Here is a 16,654-nt window from a genome sequence, read left to right as displayed (position 1 = left end):
CCCTGACGGTGCCGGGCCCTCAGGCACGGGGACGGACCTCGACGTTCTCCAGGACGCCGAGCGCGTCCGGTACCAGGACCGCGGCGGAGAAGTAGGTGCTCACCAGGTAGGAGATGAGCGCTTGGCCGTCGATCCCCATGAAGCGGGCGTTGAGTCCGGGCTCGACCTCGTCGGGCAGCCCCGTCTGGTGCAGGCCGATGACGCCCTCGTTGTCCTCTCCGGTGCGCACGGCGATGATGGACGAGGTGTGGTGCTCCGAGACCGGGATCTTGCCGCAGGGCAGGATCGGGATCCCGCGCCAGGCGGGCAGGTGGTGGCCGTTGACGTCCGCGGTGCCGAGGTTCAGTCCGAGCTTGTTGCACTCCTTGCCGAAGGCCGCGATGGCGCGCGGGTGGGCGAACATGAACTGGGTGCCGCGCCGCATGCTGATCAGGTCGTCGAGGTCGTCGGGGGTGGGCGGGCCGGAGTGGGTCTGGATGCGCTGTTTGAAGTCGGCGTTGTGCAGCAGGCCGAACTCGCGGTTGTTGACCAGTTCGTACTCCTGGCGCTCGCGCAGGGCCTCCACGGTCAGCCGCAGCTGCTGCTCGGTCTGGTTCATCGGCTTGTTGTAGAGGTCGGCCACCCGGGTGTGTACGCGCAGCACGGTCTGGGCCACGCTCAGCTCGTACTCGCGGGGCTTGAGCTCGTAGTCCACGAAGGTGCCGGGCAGCTCGACCTCGCCGGAGTGACCCGAGGACAGGGCGATCTCGGCCTCGCCGTGCTTGTTCTGGCGCTGGCCGGGCACGGAAAGGTACCGCTGGACGTGCGCCTGCAGGCTCGGCGAGTCGTCCAGGATCGCGATGAACTCCTGACGCGGCAGCTCCAGCAGGGTGCCCGCGGTGGCCGCCTTGACGGTGAACTCCCAGTCGGGTTCGGTGTCGAGGAGGTAGCGCTCACCGAACTGGTCGCCGTCAGCCAGCGTGCCGAGCCTGTTGGTCTCGCCGTAGGCCCCGTTGCTCGTCTTGTGCACCCGGCCGTGCGCGATCAGGTAGAGGTGGTCCGCGGAGGTCCCCTCCTGCGCCAGGACCTCCCCGGGCTCGAACTCCCGCTGGACGAAGCGTCCGGCCAGGGCCTCCAGGACCTCGATGTCGTCGTAGTCGCGCAGTACGGCCAGCTCACCCAGTTCCCGGGGGATGACGCGCACCTGGGAGCCGGTCTGCACGAAGTCGATCCGGCCGTCGCCGATGGTGTAGGTCAGGCGGCGGTTGACCCGGTAGGCGCCGCCGTCGGTCTGAACCCACGGCAGCGTCTTCAGCAGCCAGCGGGAGCTCTTGCCCTGCATCTGCGGAGCGGACTTGGTGGTGGTGGCCAGGTTCCGAGCGGCCGCGGTCGCCAGGCTCTTCTGCTGGCTGGTGCTTACTTCGGGCGCTGAATCGATCGACATCGGCGGTGTCTCTCCTCGTGCTGTTCGTACCCGTGCTCCGCGGAGGCCGCGGTGAACGGATCGAGAGGGTCAAGGGGATGGAATGCGGGGTAGCCCGACCCGCTCCGACGCCTTCCGGACCGAGCCCCGCAAACCGCGGATCACTCTACGAGAAACAGCAAGACAAGAGAACAGGAACAACCTTTTCAGACAGCAGAAGGACCACCCACGCAAATCCGATAACCGAATCAGACCATCGACACAAATAGCCAGCTCAATTCAGATCAAATCAACAAGAAAACCCTATGAACAGCACGAATGTCGACCATGCACCCCGACAAAACCCCAATACAGCAGCAATGCGACAAATAATCCAACTCATCCCATAGTTCACCAGAAAGCCGACCGGAGACCCGATGATTCGAGGTTCTGAGTCAACCGAACACGCTATGTTTCGGTCACTCCAGTGAATGATTCAAAATGCGCATACCAGCCATTCCACTCCTCGTTTTTCCACGAGGAACCTGATGCCAGAGCCTGAGGCCCCGGTTCCGGATCAGCAGGACAGCACGTCCGTGTCGGCGGCCCCGAGAGCTGGCACCAGGCGCACCCGGAGGAGGGACCGGCCGTCGTCGGCGGGGACCTCCCGGCCCGGCGATCCCCAGGACCCTCGCGAGAGGCGCCCGCGCCATACGGTGCTTCAGGCTGCCGGAAGCGGTGGACGGACTCGTCCACGACGTAGAGGTCGGCGCCCCACTCCTGAGGGGCGGGAACCGGAAGACGTGCGCGTCCACCGAACGCGTGGCGTCGGCGGGCGGCAGTCGGACCGCCTCCTTCACCCATGCCCGCTTGCGGCCGTCGCAGTTGTCGGTGATCCGTGTGGTGACGGTCGCCGTGCCCTGTGGGCTCTGTGCCGCGGTCATGGGGCGGGGCTACCCGGATCCTGTGCCGGGGGACACGTCGGGGAGAGCGAACCACTGACCGGTGCCGGGGTCGCGCCTTCCTTTCGTGGAAAGATCCCTGTCGGCGCGGGCGGTTTCGGCTTCGCCGCCTCACACGATCAGGCGGGACCGCGACCGGATAGTGTGGCCGCGATCCGGCGTCGACACGGAAGGGCGGTGGCCGTGGGCCTGTTCGCCATCAGCGACCTGCACGTCAGGTACGAGGCCAACCGCGCCTTCACCGAGGCGTTGGTGCCGTCCTCGGACGAGGACTGGCTGCTCGTGGCCGGGGACGTGGCCGATACCGCCGACGAGGTGCTCGAAACCATGGGGGCGCTGGCCTCCCGGTTCGCCACCGTGGTGTGGGTTCCGGGCAACCACGACCTGTGGACGCTGCCCGCGGATCCCGTCCGGCTGCGTGGCGAGGAACGGTACCTGTACCTGGTCGAGGGCCTGCGCTCGCTGGGCGTGCACACCCCCGAGGACCCCTACCCCGTGTGGGAGGGCGCCGACGGCCCGGTGACGGTGGTTCCCCTGTTCATCGGCTACGACCACACCTTCCGACCGGAGGGCGCCCGCACCAAGGCCCAGGCCCTGGCCGCGGCGCACGCCAGCGGCGTGGTGTGCACCGACGAGTACCTGCTGCACCCCGACCCGCACCCGGGGCGGGATGCCTGGTGCCGCGCGCGGCTGGCGTACACACGCGCCCGGCTGGACTCGCTGTCCCCGGATATGACCACGGTGCTCGTCAACCACTACCCGCTGGTGCGCGAACCCACCCGGGTGCTGCGCCACCCCGAGTTCGCCCAGTGGTGCGGCACCGAGGAGACCGCCGACTGGCACCTGCGCTACCGGGCCCGCGCGGTCGTCTACGGCCATCTGCACATCCCCCGCACCATCAGCGTCGACGGGGTCCCGCACACCGAGGTCTCACTGGGCTATCCGCGCGAGTGGGAGCCCCGCCCCGAGCCGCCGGGGGGTCCGCGGCTGGTGCTGTCGTAGGAGCGGGGACCGGTCTCGGGAGATCGCGGATGGTGCCGTAGGCACGGCCGGGGTCCGGCTGTCCGGGGTCGACGGAGCACGGCCCCACTGCTTCCCGGTCACTCGCAGGAACCGCCTCCGGGTCGGCGCGCTACCCCTGCCTGTACCGCTCCTGCTCGATGACGGCATCCAGGTCTGGCAACCGGCGCATCCCGGCGAGAGGCTGCCTCATCCGGTGGTTGTCGGCTAGTTCGGCCTCGTTGCGCTTCATCCACGCCCAGTACCCGGCGGTGAAGGGGCAGGCCCGCGGTCCCAGCCGTACCTTCGGGTCGAACGCGCAGGAGCCGCAGTGGTCGCTCATCCGGTTGATGTAGGCGCCGCCCGAGGTGTAGGGCTTGGTGGCGACGATCCCGCCGTCCGCGTACTGGCTCATCCCGATCACGTTGGTGGCCATCACCCAGGGGAAGCCGTCGACGAAGGAGGCTGCGAACCACTCACTGAGCTCGTCGGGGCGAAACCCCCGCTGCAGGGCATGGCTGCCCAGCACCATCAGCCGTTCGATGTGGTGGGCGTAGCCCCGGTCACGGACACCGCCCATGGCCTTCCTCAGGCACTGCGCCCGGATCTGGCCGGGGTCCAGTTCGCGCCACCAGGCGGGAAGCGCTGCGCGAGCCCGGAGCCGGTTGCCGCGCGCGTAGTCCGGGCCCAGGTGCCAGTACAGGTGCCAGGTCCACTCCCGCCAGCCCAGGACCTGGCGGACGAATCCCTCGGTGGCCGCGAGCGGCGCCCTGCCCTGCCGGTAGCGGAGCTCAGCGGCCTCGACGACCGCCAGCGGGTCCAGCAGCCCCAGGTTCAGCGGTACCGACAGCAGGGAGTGCGACATACTCCAGTCGGCTCCCAGCATCGCGTCCTGATGGGTGCCGAACGTCGGGAGCCGTTCGTCGAGGAAACGGCGCAGCGCGCGTTGGGCCTCAGCTTGGCCGACCGCGAACAGGCGCGGGCCGTCGCGCCCCACCACCTTGCTTCCGCTCTCCTGGCAGAGCAGGTCGAGGTCGTGCCTGACCTGGTCGTCGACGCCGTTCTCGCGGGGATGCCAGGGAGGGGGAACGCCGAGTGTGACGGCGCCTCTGGGCGGGCCCTGGCGGTTGTCCTTGTCGAAGTTCCACCGGCCGCCGGTCGGCTCACCGTCCGGTTCCATCAGGATCTGGAACCGGCGGCGCTGGTCCCGGTAGAAGTCCTCCATCCGAAAGCCCGACCGCGCGTCCGCCCACCGGGCGAAGTCGGAGCGCCCGAGCGCGAACCCGGGTGAGGGCAGGACGTCACCGACCATCCCTTCGGCGCGCAGGCGTTCGACCAGGGCCAGGGCGGCGTGTGAGCCGGGCTCGTGCACGTCCACCCGGCGGCCGAACCGGCGCAGGCCCTCTCGGTAGGTCGCGGCCCGGACCAACGTGACCCGGTCGCCCAGATCGTCGGCGAGCCCGCGCATGGCCGCCAGGACCAGGTGCAGCTTCTGCCGGTGGTAGGCGCGCCGGCGCAGGGCCAGTTCGGACTCGATCAGCAGGATCGGCCGGTCGGGGGCACCGCCGGCGCTGTGGAAGTGCCTGCCGAGTTGGTCGCCGAACAGCCACAGTGGCCGCTGTCGGTCCATGAAGAGCTCATTTCCGTCGGTTTCCGGAAGGGTCGGCAGGGTCGGGGCGACGTCGCGCGCCCAGGGCGCTGAGCGCGCACAGCAGGCCGAACCCGCCGGCGACCAGGAGTGCGGCGGTGCGGTCGGCGTCGGTGGGCAGGGCGGTGCCCATGATGAGGGCGTCCCCGAGGTCGGAGGCGACCCGGATCGCGATGGCGGTGAGCAGGGGCCAGCCCGCAGGCACGAACACCATGGCCAGGCCGCAGGCCAGATCCCGCACCAGCATGGTGCGGGTGAGCAGTGCCAGGTCCGGATCGACGCCGTCCTGCGAGAGGCCGATCGCCCCGGTCATCACCGCGGGGTCGATCAGGACGAGGAGGGCGTAGCCGACGGTGACCGCCCCCATGACGCGGGGGAAGGCGCGCAGGAGCGCCCTGCCGGTTCGGGCCGGAGAGACCGCGGAGCCGCCCGATCGGAAGCGCTCGTGTTCGCAGGCCACAGGGGTCCCGTCCGTTCTTCTGGTCGGCGGCGCGTGCCGAAGCGGTCTCAGTGGTCCGGGGTGTCCGGTGCCATGGCCCACCGGATGCCGCGCACCGCGACACCCGCGGCCAGCGGACCGATGAGGGCGCCGGGGCCGGAGGGCTCGGGCAGGCCGAGCTCGCGGCGCGCCCACGGCGGGAGCCCCCGCACCGCCCCGGCGGCGAGCGCCGCGTAGGCCGGTCGGGCGACCGGCGGCAGGGGCGGGTCGCGCAGCAGGAACCGGGCGGTCTCACGGGCCTGCGGAGTCGCCCTCAGCTCGCGCCGGTAGGCGGCCAGGCGTTGGCGGAGTTCAGCGGTGCTCCTCGGCGGTGCGATGACGCCCAGGGCCTCGGCGATCCGGGCGGTGTCGGCGACGTAGGCGTCGCAGCCGGACCGGTCCAGGGGCCGCGCACCGTAGCGCTGGTGGCACGACAGGAAGCTCTCGACCTCGGCGACGTGCACCCAGCCCAGGAGGTGGGGGTCGTCGGCGCGGTACTCACGCCCGTCAGGGGCGGTGCCGCGCACGGTGGCGTGAACGCGGCGGACCCGCTCCACCGCGTTCGAGGCGTCGGTGTCGGTGCCGTAGGTGGTCACGGCCAGGAAGGTGCTGGTGCGCTGCAGCCGGCCCCACGGGTCGCCCCGGTACCCCGAGTGGGCGGCGACCGCGGCCATCGCCAGCGGGTGCAGGGATTGCAGCAGCAGTGCGCGTACACCGCCGACGAACATCGCCGCGTCGCCGTGCACGCGCCGGATCGGGCGTTCGGGCCCGAACCAGCGCGGTCCCGGCGCCCCGTGGATACGGGCGCGGTTGGCGAGTCCCTGGGACCCGGCCACACGGGCGAACAACCACGCGCCCGCGCGCGCCCGCGGCGACCGCGGGGCGGTTCGGGTGACGACGGGATCACTCATGACACCAGTATGGGGCAGGCCCCGCCGCCGCGTCGGGCTGATCGGGCAACGAGGGTCCGGTCCGTTCGGCAGGGGCCACCGGCGGGGTGAGCGGCGAAGGTGACCGGCTACGCGCCGGTGCCCCAGCCCCTGGGGGCGGTCGGTGCCGCCGGGGCGTGTCGGAGGGTGGCCCGGGCACGTGATGCGGAAATACTGGCCGCATGGAGATCGAGGGCTCGCGTGTACTCGTGGCCGGAGCCACGGGTGTACTCGGAGGACACATCAGCCGGGCGCTGAGCGCCGACGGCGCCCGGCTCGTGCTCGCCGGACGCGACGAGGACGCACTGGAGGCCCTGGCGTCCGAGACCGGCGCCGCCACCCTGGTCTTCGACGCCCTGGACAGCGAGAGCTGCGCGGCGGTCGTCGCCCGAGCGGCCGGGGAACTCGGTGGACTCGACGCGCTGATCGTCGCCTTCGGCGTCGTGGCCTTCGGTCCCGAGGCCGACACCGAGGACTGGGTGACGGAGCACGTGTTCCAGGTCAACGCGCTGGCCCCGATGACTATGCTGCGCGCGGCGCTGAAGGAACTGGAGCCGGGCGGATCGGTGGCGGTGATCACGGCCGTGACCGCGGATTACCCGACCGCGGGCATGGCCACCTACTCGGCCAGCAAGTCCGCCCTGTCCGCGTGGTTGCAGGCCTCCCGCGCGGAGTACCGCCGCAAGAAGGTGTCCGTCCTGGACATCCGGGCCCCGCACATGGACACCGGCCTCGCGCACCGGGCCGTGGCCGGTGCGCCGCCGGCGAGGCTGCCGGAGCCGTTCTCCGTGGACGCGTTGGTCGAGGCGCTGATGAGCGCACTGCGGTCCGGTGCAAGGCGGTTGGCGTTCGATCCGCAGGAGCGCGAGCTCCGGGTCAGGTAGTCGGCCGCTCCGGCCCGGGCCCGCTCCCCGCGGGCGCAGCAGGGCGCTGGGCGTGTCGGCCGCGGCCCGGGGCGGACTCGGCAGAGGTGCTCCGAACGCGCCCAGCGATGGTTCGTACCGACTTGGCAGAAATAGCACGTTTTCCAAGAAGCTCGGTTATAGAGTAAAGTTGCCGAACAGCTGGCGCGTCCTCCCACGGGCCCCGGCCCCGCCTGAGAAGTGCCCGCACACCGTCGACAGGAGATGCCATGACCACAAGGACCGCACCCGGCCGCTCCTCGCTCGGGGCCTCACTGATCGCGGCCGCGGTGTTCGCCGCCGCCGTCACCGCGGCCGCGCTCATCGGCGTGCTCTCCAGCCCCGGCACCGCCGGAGACTACGCTGCTCTGCAACAGCCCCCCTGGGCGCCGCCCTCCTGGCTCTTCGGACCCGTGTGGACCGTTCTCTACGCGATGATCGCGCTCTCCGGCTGGCTGGTCTGGCGCGAACGCGGCTGGCGGGGCGCTCGGACCGAACTGTCCCTGTTCGCCGTGCAACTGGTGTTGAACGCGGCGTGGACGCCGCTGTTCTTCGCCGCCGGACTCCGCGGCACCGCGCTGGTCGACATCGTGCTGCTGGTGGTGACGCTGTCGGCGACCATCGTCCTGTTCTCCCGCGTCTCCCGCTGGGCCGCGGCCCTGCTGGTGCCCTACTGGGCCTGGACGGTGTTCGCGACCGCGCTCAACTTCTCCATCTGGCAGCTCAACACCGGCGGCTGAACCGCCCCGGCGCCCGCGCCGGGGAAACCGCAGGACAGGGGAAAGAGCGAAATCCCGCCGTCGCGCACCACCCAACCGCGCCGCCGTGGGAACCTGGTCACCAGTAGCGCGCGGCCCGGCCGCGCTCACCGGCAATCCAGGAAAACGGGGGCACCGGGCAACCGGGGGCGACGATGGCTTCGGAGACACAGGACACGCGATCCACGGCACTGGCGGCGATCGAGGACTTCCTCACCGGCAGGTTGGAGAACACCCAGAACCTCTCACGCGCGGCGCGGGCCGACGGCCGGGCGGCCGACGTTCCCGGCCAGGAACTGGAAGCGCTGCGCGCACGCGAACTGGCGGCCTGGCAGGAAGAGGGTTTCCTCAGCCACCTCAACGCGGCCGCGATCGTCGAGGAGTACTACGGACGCCGGGTCGCACAGGCCCGGCGGGAGCTGCGGCGCGAACGCCCCGCCCGCAAGGAACGCTACGCCAGGGCCCGCGACGCCTACCGCCGGATCACGGCCGAACGCCAGGCCGTCCACCTCTGGCTGCTGGACCAGGGCTGGGACACCAACCTGAACAACGCGGTCACCGAGGAGGCGGACGGTGTCGCGGGCCACTACCTGAACGGGGAGTACCGCCGCCCCTGACGGGCCGGGGCTCGCCGCCTCCCCGTTCCGAAGCCGCCCGCTCCGGCGCCTGCGGGTCAGTGCGGCGCGCTGCCGCCAGGGCCGAGACGGGCAGCGCCAGAGCGCCGCAGGTGTCGGTGAACGGCCCCAGGAGCCTGTCGGGTTCGGCGCGGATCCGTTCGCGCGTGGCCCGCATCCCGGCCCTGGTGCGGGGCCGGGATGCGGGCCGTGCCCGACATGGCGCCCTCCCAGGGGCCGTCCTTGCCCGTCAGCCGCTGGGTGAACTCCACCGCGGTGGCCTCGGCGTCCCGCAGGCCCGCCGAACCGAACAGGACTGCCAGGCGGTCCGAGGCGCTGTGGTGGAAGAAGTCCGGCCCCGGAGGCGCGTTCGGGCCGGGCCGTCGACGGTCATGATTCCCGCACCCCCTACCGCTGGTCGAGGAACGCGGTGACCGCACGGGCGAACAGCTCCGGAGCGGTGTCCATGGCCACGTGCCGCTGTCCGGGCAGGACATGCACACGGGAGCCGCGCAGCGCGCGGGCCAGCATCCGGGCGTCCTCCCGCACCGGCGCGGGGCTGTCCCCGCCCAGTAGGAGGAGGACGGGGCAGGTCACCGCGCGCAGGCGTGCGGGGTCGAAGCGGTAGGCGTCGGCCGCCCGCAGCTCCCGGGCGATGGTGGGCGCCGCCGCGACCCGGTCCCGCCAGGCGGGCAGCGCGCGGAGTAGGTCCAGTTCGCGCTCCGGCATGCCCACGACCGTACGGAAGAAGTAGGCGACCGCCTCGGCGTTGTGTCCCCGGGCGAGCAGGGAGTCGAGTTCGGAGACGACCTCGGCGGGGATCCGCCCCGCGGCGTTGAGCGGCGGCTCGTAGAGGACGACGCGGCGCAGGCACGAAGTCAGCCCCAGGGCGCCCAGGACGCACAGGGCCCCGTAGGAGTGGCCCAGCACGTCGACCCCGCCGCCGCCCTCCCGGGCGAGGGCGTCGACGAGGGCGGCCACGTCCTCGTACTCGCGCTCGATCGTGTAGTGGGCGCCGTCCGTGCTGAGGCCGCGACCGCGCCGGTCGACGGCGTGGACCCGGTGGCCGCGCTCCAGCAGCGGCAGGACCGGAGTCCAGCGGCGGCGGTCGGCGGTGCCGCCGTGCACGAGGACCAGGGGCCGTCCGGAGCCGGTGGACGTGAAGCCGATGACGGTGCCGTCGGGTGAGGCGGCGCTGTGGAGTGTGGTCGGGATCGTCATGGTGATCGCCTCGCCGGTGGTCCGGGGGCGGAGGGTGTCCGCCGCTGTGACTCCAGCGTGCGCCGCGGTGGGGCGATGACACATCGGTAGTTCTACCCAGTGGTCCCGCCGGTGGGCGGACCGCCGTGGGCGCGGTTGCGCGGACCGCGCGCGGGTACGGGAGTTCGTTCACCTCAGGGGGCGGGGGCCAGCACCGGGTGGCGCATGGCGAACATGGCGGCCGAGGCGCGGGTGGAGACGCCGATCTTGGTGTAGACGTCCTGCACGTGGTGTTCGGCGGTGCGCGGTGAGACGTCCAGGCGCCGGGCGATCTGCCGGTTGGTGAGCCCTTCGCACAACAGGCGCAGGACCTGGACCTGGCGGTCGGTGAGACCGGCGGGCCAGGCGGGGGCGGGGCGGGGGTCGGGGCCGCCTCCCCTTCCGGAGCAGGCGAGGACGGCTCGGACGGCCTCGGGGTCCAGGGCACCGGCGCGGGCGTGCTCGAACAGCAGTGCGGCGGCCTGGTCCGGGCCCAGCGCGGGGCGGTGCGGCCGGGCCGACCGCAGCGCCGCGAACTCGTCGGCGGCGGCCAGCACACGCGCCGCCATGGGAAGCCGCTCCGCGCTCAGGCCCCGGTGGTAGCCGCTCGCGTCGCAGCGCTCGTGGTGGGCGCCGGCCAGCGCGGCGATCCCGCTCAACGGCGGACAGCGGCGCAGGACGCGCTCGCTGTAGTAGGCGTGCAGCCGTACCTGTTCGAGCTCGGTCTCCCGCAGCGGCCCGGGCCGGTCCCAGACCCCGGAGGCGATGCCCGCCCGACCGAGGTCGTGGGTGTGCCCGGCGGCGCGCAGCCGCCCGTCCCCGGCCTCGGTCAGGCCCAGACGGGTCCCGGCGCCGTGGGCCAGCTCCGCCACCGCCGCCGAGTGCCCGTGCAGGTAGGGGGTCTTCAGGTCCACCATGTCACCGAAGGCGGCGACCGCCTCCGCCAGCCCCGCCGTGGTCAGCCGACGCACCGGGCGGGGTTCGGCCTCCAGCAGGGCGGGCCCGGGGTCGGCCGCGGCGGCCTCCTCCAACAGGTGGGGCCCGTAGCTGTGGAAGTCCGCGACCAGGTCGGGGTCCAGGAGGCTGCCCGACCGGCGGTCGAGGGCCGCCAAGGCGGCCTCACCGCCGCCCAGGCCGTGGAAGAGCACGGCCGTGGTGGCCACGTGCGTCACCCGGGTGACGATCGAGACGTCCTCCCCGGCGAGCCCGACGGGGCCTCCCCCGCCGTTCCACCACTCGAAGGTCTGGCTGAGGGCGTCGGCGACCCCCGGCCCCAGGCCGAGCCGGTCGGCCATCTGCGCGGCGACCTCGCAGTTGGCGCGGCGGCCCGGCCCTTCCATCACGGGCCCGGCGCGGAGGGTGGCGGCGGCCAGGCGCACACGTCGCGCGAGTCCCTCCCCCTCCCACAGGCCCGGCAGGAACGTGGCGAGGATGTCGCGCGCGTCGGAGAAGTCGGTCCTGGCCCCGGCCGCGTTGACCCGCCGGTCGTCGCCGCCCAGCAGCAGGGCTGCCTCGTGGGCGAAGGCCGTGCAGCCCACATGGCGCAGCAGGGCGGTGTGGTGGATGTCGGCGACGGTAGCGGAACCGAGGTCCAGGTCCCGGGCGAAGGCCGCGGCCACCAGCCCCGAGCGCAGCGACTCCCCGGGGCGGTGGGCCATGCCCAGGTCGATGACCAGGGTGAGCCCGCACAGCAGGTCCGTCAGGCGCACGTCCGATCCGGGTTCACCCTGCCACTGCGCGTCGGCCCCCATCGGACCACCCCCGCTTCCCCTCGCACCGTCGTCCCTACCCGCGGGGCACGTGGTGGACCCGCGGTCACGGTGCTGTAGCCGCTCGAAGGCCCGCACGGCCCGCACCAGCGGGTGGGCAGGAGAGCCGTTCGCCGATCCGGAGGCCGATGCGCGCCCCGGTCGGAACGAACGCGCCCACGTGCAGCCTCCCGGCGCTGGCTCATGCGTTCCGGCCGTGCTCGGTGACGCGCCACAGACCGGCTACGGCATCTCGATCCACCAGTCGTGCGCGGGTCAGGTCGGCCAGTACGGGGATCAGCCGCTCGGCGGGCAGGCCGGTGAGTTCCGTCGCGGCGGAGGTGGTCAGGGCCTGCTCCGGTGCCCCGGCCAGCAGCCGCAGGACACGGCCGTGCTCGGGTGTGGCGGGGGCACGGGCGGGCCTGTCCTGCTCGGTGGGCCCGGAGTAGAAGGGGGCCTGGGTACCCTCCGGATCAGCCTCGTTGTAGAGCACGAAGGGGACGCGCGGGTCCGTCGGCGGCGGCGGAACCCTCGTGAGGGGGTTCCTGGCTACCCGGCGCCACCTGAGCACGGCGAGCGCTCCCATGAGCGTGGTCAGCACGAAGAGGAAGGCGAACCAGCCCAGGCTGGGGGTCGTGGAACCGGCGCCCATCACGTCGAGGCCGGGGAAGAGGACAGCGAGGGAGGTGATCCCGGCGGCGAAGGCGGGGACGGCGTATCGGGCTTTCATCCGCACCATTGTCCGGGAGGGGTTCGCCGTGCGGCAGGGGACCGGCAAGGGAGTTCCCGGGGCCGGGGACGTCAAGAGCCGGGACGCCAGGGGCAGGTCGCCCCGCGCGGCGGTGTTCGCGCTGACCGCCGCCGAACTGCCGCAGAACCGGGAATCCCCTGCCGCGCCTGAGCGTCAGCACCGCTCCCGTGCCCCCGCGTGGCACGATCGGAACCGACACCGCGGGGCGCGGGAGCGTCGTTCCGCCCCGGCCGGGGACACGTACGCGGGGAAAGGCGGAGCACGGTGACCGACCTCCTCGTCCTGGCGGCGCTGTTCCTGGGCTACGCGCTGATCTCCGGACGCACCCAGGGAACCTGGTTGACGGCCCCGATGGTGTTCACCACCGCGGGGCTGGCCCTGGGGGCGGGCGGCCTGGGACTGCTGACCGGCACGGTGACCGGTGAGGCCATGAGACTGCTCACCGAGGCCACACTGGTGCTGGTGCTGTTCACCGACGCGGTCCGCGTCGACCTGGGCGCCCTGCGCCGCGAGTTCCGGCTGCCGTTGCGGCTGTTGGGCGTGGGCATGCCGCTCGGGATCGGTCTCGGAACGGCCCTCGCCTACGGTGTGCTCCCGGGGCTGGGGATCGCGGGGGCGGCCCTGCTCGCCGCCGTACTGGTACCGACCGACGCCGCGCTGGGTTCGGCCATGGTCGCCGACCGTCGCCTGCCCGTGCGTATCCGGCAGACCCTCAACGTGGAGAGCGGCCTCAACGACGGCATCGCCCTGCCCTCGGTCGTCATCCTGTCCGCGCTGGCGGTGGGCTCGGGGGGCATGAGCGATTCCGCCTCATGGGCGGGCTTCGCCGCGCAGCAGATCGGCCTGGGCCTGCTGGTGGGTGTGGCGGCGGGCGGAGCCGGCGGCTGGCTGCTCACCCGCGTGGACGGGGCGGGGTGGGTCAACGCCACCCATAGGCGCCTGTACCCGCTCGCCCTGGCGGTGCTGACCTACACCGGGGCAGAAGCCGTGGCGGGCAACGGCTTCCTCGCGGCCTTCGCCGCCGGGCTCGCGTTCGGTATGTCGGCTGGAGACCACCGGCACTTCGTGCACCAGTTCGCCGAGCGCGAGGGCGAGCTGCTGAGCATGGTCACCTTCACCCTCTTCGGCGCGCTGGTCATCGGCCCAAGGCTGGGAGAGGTCGACTGGCACGTCGTGGCGTACGCGGTGCTCAGCCTCACCGTCGTGCGCCCTTTCGCCGTGGCCCTGGCGAGCCTGGGCGCGGGCCTGCGAACGGAGACGGTGCTCTTCCTGGGCTGGTTCGGCCCGCGCGGGCTCGCCTCCATCCTCTTCGCGCTGATGGTGGCCGAGCAGGGTGGGGGCGGGGTGAGCGAGCAGGTCCTGCTCGTGGCCGGTGTGACCGTGCTGATCAGCGTCTACGCGCACGGGATCACCGCGGCGCCGTGGACGCGCGCCTTCGCCCGCCGCGCGGGCGGCTACCATCCCTCGGCCCCCGAACACCAGGACATGACCGAACACCACCACCGCTGGCACGGTCCGCGCCACCACCCGGAGTGATGAGGGGCAAGAGTGGTCCGGATCCGGGCGCCGGGCCCTCAGGCGACGAAGAGGGCGGTGTCGGCGGAGGACGGAAACAGGGCGGTCGGTCCGGGCGGGCGGTGGTTCGGGCTGGCGGCGGTTCGGAAAACGAGGGGGTTCTCGTGGTTCGGGCAACGCAAACAGCACCCCCGAAAGATACCGACCGGACGGTTTGTCATAATGGGCGCCCACCGGGCTCCCCGGCGCCCCGATGCGGACGGGGTCCGGCCACGCCCTCCCCCACGGCAAGGAGCCACCCATGGCAGTCGACCCCACCGGACCCGACCTCGCGAGAATGCTGAACGAGGGGCCCGACGGACCCTTCGTCATGCTCAACCTGCTGCGCTTCGCCCCCGGCGGCCGCGCCTCGTACCAGGAGTACTCCCGGCGGGCGGGGCGCCTGCTGGGCAAATACGGCGCCGAACTGCTCTACGCGGGCGACGGAGCCACCCCCCTGGTCGCCGAGGAGGGCCAGGACTGGGACGCGGTACTACTCGTGCGCTACCCAAGCCGGGAGGCCTTCAGCCGCATGGTCGCCGACCCCGAGTACCAGGAGATCACCCACCTGCGCTCCCAGGCCCTGAGCGAGGCCGTGCTCCAGCCCACCGACCCCTGGGTCCCGCGCCGCAAGTCCTGAGCAGGCCGGAAGAGGGCGCCGCGGACACGGTGCGCGGCGCCGGGGAGGGCTTCGCACCCGTGCCTGCCTCAGGTGCGGGCCGGGGAACCACAGCACTTCTTGTACTTGCGGCCCGAACCGCACCAGCACGCCTCGTTGCGCCCCGGCGGCCAGGCCAGCAGACGCGGGGAACCGTCGGGGATCTCGGAGTGTGCCCAGGCCCGGTGGGTGTCCGCGTCAGCGGGGTCCAGGTCCCGGGCCGCCGCGAAGTCCGCCATCTCGTCGGCACCGAACAGGACCGTGTGGAAGGACGCCCCGAAGCTCGCCTCGGATGAGTCCCGCAGGACCTGTTCGGCCGCCCTGAAGTAGCGGTCCGGCCCCTGCGCGGCGGTGTCATCGGTGAGCAGGCCCCGCGAGCGCGCCCTGTCGAAGTCGCCGCGCCGGACGAGAACCTGGATCCCCCTGAGGCGGCCGGGCGGTGGGACGGCTCCTCCGCGCCGGCCCGGCAGGTCCTCGCCCGGTTCCTCGAAGTCCTCGCCCCAGTCCAGGTCCGTGTTCTCCCGAAGCAGACGCTTGGCCACCGCCAGGCCCACTTCGTCGTGCTCGTCCATGGCCAGCCCCAGTTTGCCGCGAAGCCGGGCACGGATGACCAGGGGGCGCATCATGCCCGTGTCGGCGTCGACGAGCGCGTCGGCGGGTTCGACCAGCAGCTCACGGGAGGCGATATTGGCGCAGCGCAGCGCCCGCTCCAGGTCTCCCGCCTCCATCAGGCCCTCGGCGAGAAGGTCGGCGGTCCCCGGTTCCAGGCCGCCGGGCCGCAGGAGTTCCCCGAGTATCCGCTCCGACTCCCGCACCGCGTCGGCTCCACCGTCCTCGCGCAGCAGCCACAGGATCTCGATCGAGGCGAGCTGTCCGTCCTCGGGCACGGGAGGGTGCTCCCGGAGTGCTCGCAGGAGTTCCCTCGCCTGGTCCGGCCGCCCGGAACGGTCGAGTTGGTAAGCGGTCTCCAGAAGGATCGTCCCGGCCTCCTCCGGGTCCTCCTCCAGCTCGCGCACGACCCCGCGGGGAAGGTCGAGTCCCTCAAGGGCCTTCGACAACCCGGGCGGGATCGGCTCGGGTAGCGCTGGTCGCGCAGAGATCTCGTCCATGGTGCGAAACTATCCCCTCGCTCCGGGCCACGCCCGGTGTTCACCCGAACTGCCACACCGGACCAGCGCCGAACGGCGCACCACCGGTTCAGGGCTCGATGCGCTGACCGGTGTGCAGTGCGGCGCTGTCCGCCGACGCCCGCCCGGCCCGCCAGCCCCAGACGTTGTTCGAGTGGTTCAGCCGCACCGACCCCAGCTCGGGGAAGGCCTCAGTGACCGCCTCCTCCACCTGGCGCTCCTTCGAGGCCAGCACCGGCAGCAGGTCGGTTCCGTCCCGTGCGTACTCGTGCACGGCCCGGTCCTGTTCGGTGTGCGCCGACTCGTTGAGGCGTTCACCGATCCGGGCGGCGAAGGCGGACAGGAAGGAACTCCGGAACGAGCGCGTCCTGGACCGGGCCCGCGCGTCCCGGGTGGAAACGGCGCGCCGCATCGCCCGCATCGCCTGGACCAGCAACGAGGTGAAGAGCATCTCCACGGCGTCGACGTGCTCGGCCTGGCCCATCACCGTGCACGACCCCAGGTGGTTGTGTCAGGCCGACCGGCACCCGTTGGCTTCGGCGACCACGTTCAACAGGACGGCCTCGTGTTGCCCGTAGGGGGCGTCCAGCGGCCGACGGCGCCCGCCGACCTCGGACTCGGTAGCCGTCTCAACGGCCAGGACGGCCACCAGCTCGGGCTCCGGTTCGTCCGCGCCCTGGTGGAGGCCGCGCACGGCCTGGCCGACCAGGGAGAGGACGAGTTCGTCCCGGCGGGGGCCACGGCCCGGCGAAGGCTCCGCTCGCGGTGTTCGAGGCCAGGTGACGCCGCTGCTCGCGCGTCTTCTTCTGCTTGGCCCGGCGACGCTCCCGGGTGGCCTTAGCCAAAGGCAATCCCTTCGTGGCCGCGGGTTCGGGGGTGCTCGACCTCCATGCTCACAGAATCGGC

At 72.4% G+C, this 16,654-nt stretch carries 16 protein-coding genes and 1 pseudogene; 6 read left to right on the top strand and 11 right to left on the bottom strand.

Annotated elements, in window-relative coordinates:
- Positions 1-19: 19 nt before the first annotated feature.
- Together HNR07_RS03850 and HNR07_RS34645 are read right to left on the bottom strand one after the other, a co-directional pair.
- The gene (locus HNR07_RS03850) at positions 20-1,423 is read right to left on the bottom strand and encodes a family 2B encapsulin nanocompartment shell protein (protein ID WP_184361989.1); all 1,404 of its coding nucleotides are present in this window, start codon (positions 1,421-1,423) and stop codon (positions 20-22) included.
- A 659-nt stretch (positions 1,424-2,082) separates the two neighbouring features.
- Positions 2,083-2,325 (bottom strand): annotated as a pseudogene (locus tag HNR07_RS34645) (PLP-dependent cysteine synthase family protein); the annotation flags it as partial.
- 201 nt (positions 2,326-2,526) lie between these two features.
- Here HNR07_RS34645 and HNR07_RS03845 point away from each other — a divergent pair.
- Entirely contained in the window at positions 2,527-3,345 is an 819-nt protein-coding gene (locus tag HNR07_RS03845) for a metallophosphoesterase family protein (RefSeq protein WP_184371416.1), read from the top strand.
- Between the two features lie 130 nt (positions 3,346-3,475).
- On the opposite strand, the gene HNR07_RS03840 is transcribed toward HNR07_RS03845, so the two are convergent.
- Genes HNR07_RS03840 through HNR07_RS03830 form a run of 3 tightly spaced genes read right to left on the bottom strand, consistent with a single transcriptional unit; the run spans position 3,476 to position 6,379 of the window.
- Complete coding sequence (locus HNR07_RS03840) at positions 3,476-4,972, bottom strand: cryptochrome/photolyase family protein (protein WP_184361986.1); 1,497 nt, start codon at positions 4,970-4,972, stop codon at positions 3,476-3,478.
- Positions 4,973-4,979: 7 nt separating this feature from the next.
- Complete coding sequence (locus HNR07_RS03835) at positions 4,980-5,450, bottom strand: hypothetical protein (protein ID WP_184361983.1); 471 nt, start codon at positions 5,448-5,450, stop codon at positions 4,980-4,982.
- Between the two features lie 47 nt (positions 5,451-5,497).
- Positions 5,498-6,379, bottom strand: a complete 882-nt coding sequence (locus HNR07_RS03830) for an oxygenase MpaB family protein (RefSeq protein ID WP_246420065.1) — start codon at positions 6,377-6,379, stop codon at positions 5,498-5,500.
- Positions 6,380-6,579: 200 nt separating this feature from the next.
- Between HNR07_RS03830 and HNR07_RS03825 the strand changes: the two genes are divergently transcribed.
- The 3 genes from HNR07_RS03825 to HNR07_RS03815 all read left to right on the top strand — a co-directional run bounded on the left by HNR07_RS03825 (position 6,580) and on the right by HNR07_RS03815 (position 8,674).
- A complete protein-coding gene (locus HNR07_RS03825; RefSeq protein WP_184361980.1) occupies positions 6,580-7,281 on the top strand; it encodes an SDR family NAD(P)-dependent oxidoreductase in 702 nt (233 codons plus the stop codon).
- A 248-nt stretch (positions 7,282-7,529) separates the two neighbouring features.
- A complete protein-coding gene (locus HNR07_RS03820) occupies positions 7,530-8,039 on the top strand; it encodes a TspO/MBR family protein (protein WP_184361977.1) in 510 nt (169 codons plus the stop codon).
- Positions 8,040-8,212: 173 nt separating this feature from the next.
- A complete protein-coding gene (locus HNR07_RS03815) occupies positions 8,213-8,674 on the top strand; it encodes a hypothetical protein (RefSeq protein WP_184361974.1) in 462 nt (153 codons plus the stop codon).
- Between the two features lie 405 nt (positions 8,675-9,079).
- On the opposite strand, the gene HNR07_RS03810 is transcribed toward HNR07_RS03815, so the two are convergent.
- The 3 genes from HNR07_RS03810 to HNR07_RS03800 all read right to left on the bottom strand — a co-directional run bounded on the left by HNR07_RS03810 (position 9,080) and on the right by HNR07_RS03800 (position 12,388).
- Positions 9,080-9,892: an alpha/beta fold hydrolase gene (locus tag HNR07_RS03810; RefSeq protein WP_184361971.1), complete on the bottom strand. Its 813-nt coding sequence runs from the start codon at positions 9,890-9,892 to the stop codon at positions 9,080-9,082.
- 173 nt (positions 9,893-10,065) lie between these two features.
- Positions 10,066-11,661: an HD domain-containing phosphohydrolase gene (locus HNR07_RS03805; protein ID WP_184361968.1), complete on the bottom strand. Its 1,596-nt coding sequence runs from the start codon at positions 11,659-11,661 to the stop codon at positions 10,066-10,068.
- 199 nt (positions 11,662-11,860) lie between these two features.
- A complete protein-coding gene (locus HNR07_RS03800) occupies positions 11,861-12,388 on the bottom strand; it encodes a hypothetical protein (protein ID WP_184361965.1) in 528 nt (175 codons plus the stop codon).
- A 285-nt stretch (positions 12,389-12,673) separates the two neighbouring features.
- Here HNR07_RS03800 and HNR07_RS03795 point away from each other — a divergent pair, with 285 nt between their 5' ends.
- Together HNR07_RS03795 and HNR07_RS03790 are read left to right on the top strand one after the other, a co-directional pair.
- Positions 12,674-13,945 (top strand): cation:proton antiporter domain-containing protein, encoded by a 1,272-nt coding sequence (locus HNR07_RS03795; RefSeq protein ID WP_184361962.1) that lies wholly within the window; start codon positions 12,674-12,676, stop codon positions 13,943-13,945.
- 280 nt (positions 13,946-14,225) lie between these two features.
- Positions 14,226-14,603 carry a DUF1330 domain-containing protein gene (locus tag HNR07_RS03790; protein ID WP_184361960.1) on the top strand — a complete coding sequence of 126 codons (378 nt, stop codon included), beginning with the start codon at positions 14,226-14,228 and terminating at the stop codon, positions 14,601-14,603.
- A 68-nt stretch (positions 14,604-14,671) separates the two neighbouring features.
- Here the strand turns inward: HNR07_RS03790 and HNR07_RS03785 are convergent, their stop codons facing one another.
- The 3 genes from HNR07_RS03785 to HNR07_RS03775 form a co-directional block, all read right to left on the bottom strand.
- Positions 14,672-15,730: an SEC-C metal-binding domain-containing protein gene (locus tag HNR07_RS03785; protein WP_246420063.1), complete on the bottom strand. Its 1,059-nt coding sequence runs from the start codon at positions 15,728-15,730 to the stop codon at positions 14,672-14,674.
- Between the two features lie 88 nt (positions 15,731-15,818).
- Positions 15,819-16,235 (bottom strand): DUF7168 domain-containing protein, encoded by a 417-nt coding sequence (locus HNR07_RS03780; RefSeq protein ID WP_425572578.1) that lies wholly within the window; start codon positions 16,233-16,235, stop codon positions 15,819-15,821.
- 24 nt (positions 16,236-16,259) lie between these two features.
- Entirely contained in the window at positions 16,260-16,442 is a 183-nt protein-coding gene (locus tag HNR07_RS03775; RefSeq protein WP_184361956.1) for a hypothetical protein, read from the bottom strand.
- Positions 16,443-16,654 lie beyond the last annotated feature (212 nt).

This window comes from Nocardiopsis metallicus (assembly GCF_014201115.1).
GTDB lineage: Bacteria > Actinomycetota > Actinomycetes > Streptosporangiales > Streptosporangiaceae > Nocardiopsis > Nocardiopsis metallicus.
Note: the sequence above shows the minus strand (reverse complement) of the source record. Positions and strands in the feature narration are given on the sequence as shown.

Excerpts from the sequence above, each read along its gene's own strand:
- HNR07_RS03810 (WP_184361971.1), bottom strand. The coding sequence starts at position 9,892 with ATGACGATCCCGACCACACTCCACAGCGCCGCCTCACCCGACGGCACC.
- HNR07_RS03840 (WP_184361986.1), bottom strand. The coding sequence starts at position 4,972 with ATGGACCGACAGCGGCCACTGTGGCTGTTCGGCGACCAACTCGGCAGG.
- HNR07_RS03825 (WP_184361980.1), top strand. The coding sequence starts at position 6,580 with ATGGAGATCGAGGGCTCGCGTGTACTCGTGGCCGGAGCCACGGGTGTA.
- HNR07_RS03850 (WP_184361989.1), bottom strand. The coding sequence starts at position 1,423 with ATGTCGATCGATTCAGCGCCCGAAGTAAGCACCAGCCAGCAGAAGAGC.
- HNR07_RS03820 (WP_184361977.1), top strand. The coding sequence starts at position 7,530 with ATGACCACAAGGACCGCACCCGGCCGCTCCTCGCTCGGGGCCTCACTG.
- HNR07_RS03790 (WP_184361960.1), top strand. The coding sequence starts at position 14,226 with ATGGCAGTCGACCCCACCGGACCCGACCTCGCGAGAATGCTGAACGAG.
- HNR07_RS03785 (WP_246420063.1), bottom strand. The coding sequence starts at position 15,730 with ATGGACGAGATCTCTGCGCGACCAGCGCTACCCGAGCCGATCCCGCCC.
- HNR07_RS03815 (WP_184361974.1), top strand. The coding sequence starts at position 8,213 with ATGGCTTCGGAGACACAGGACACGCGATCCACGGCACTGGCGGCGATC.
- HNR07_RS03805 (WP_184361968.1), bottom strand. The coding sequence starts at position 11,661 with ATGGGGGCCGACGCGCAGTGGCAGGGTGAACCCGGATCGGACGTGCGC.
- HNR07_RS03830 (WP_246420065.1), bottom strand. The coding sequence starts at position 6,379 with ATGAGTGATCCCGTCGTCACCCGAACCGCCCCGCGGTCGCCGCGGGCG.
- HNR07_RS03800 (WP_184361965.1), bottom strand. The coding sequence starts at position 12,388 with ATGAAAGCCCGATACGCCGTCCCCGCCTTCGCCGCCGGGATCACCTCC.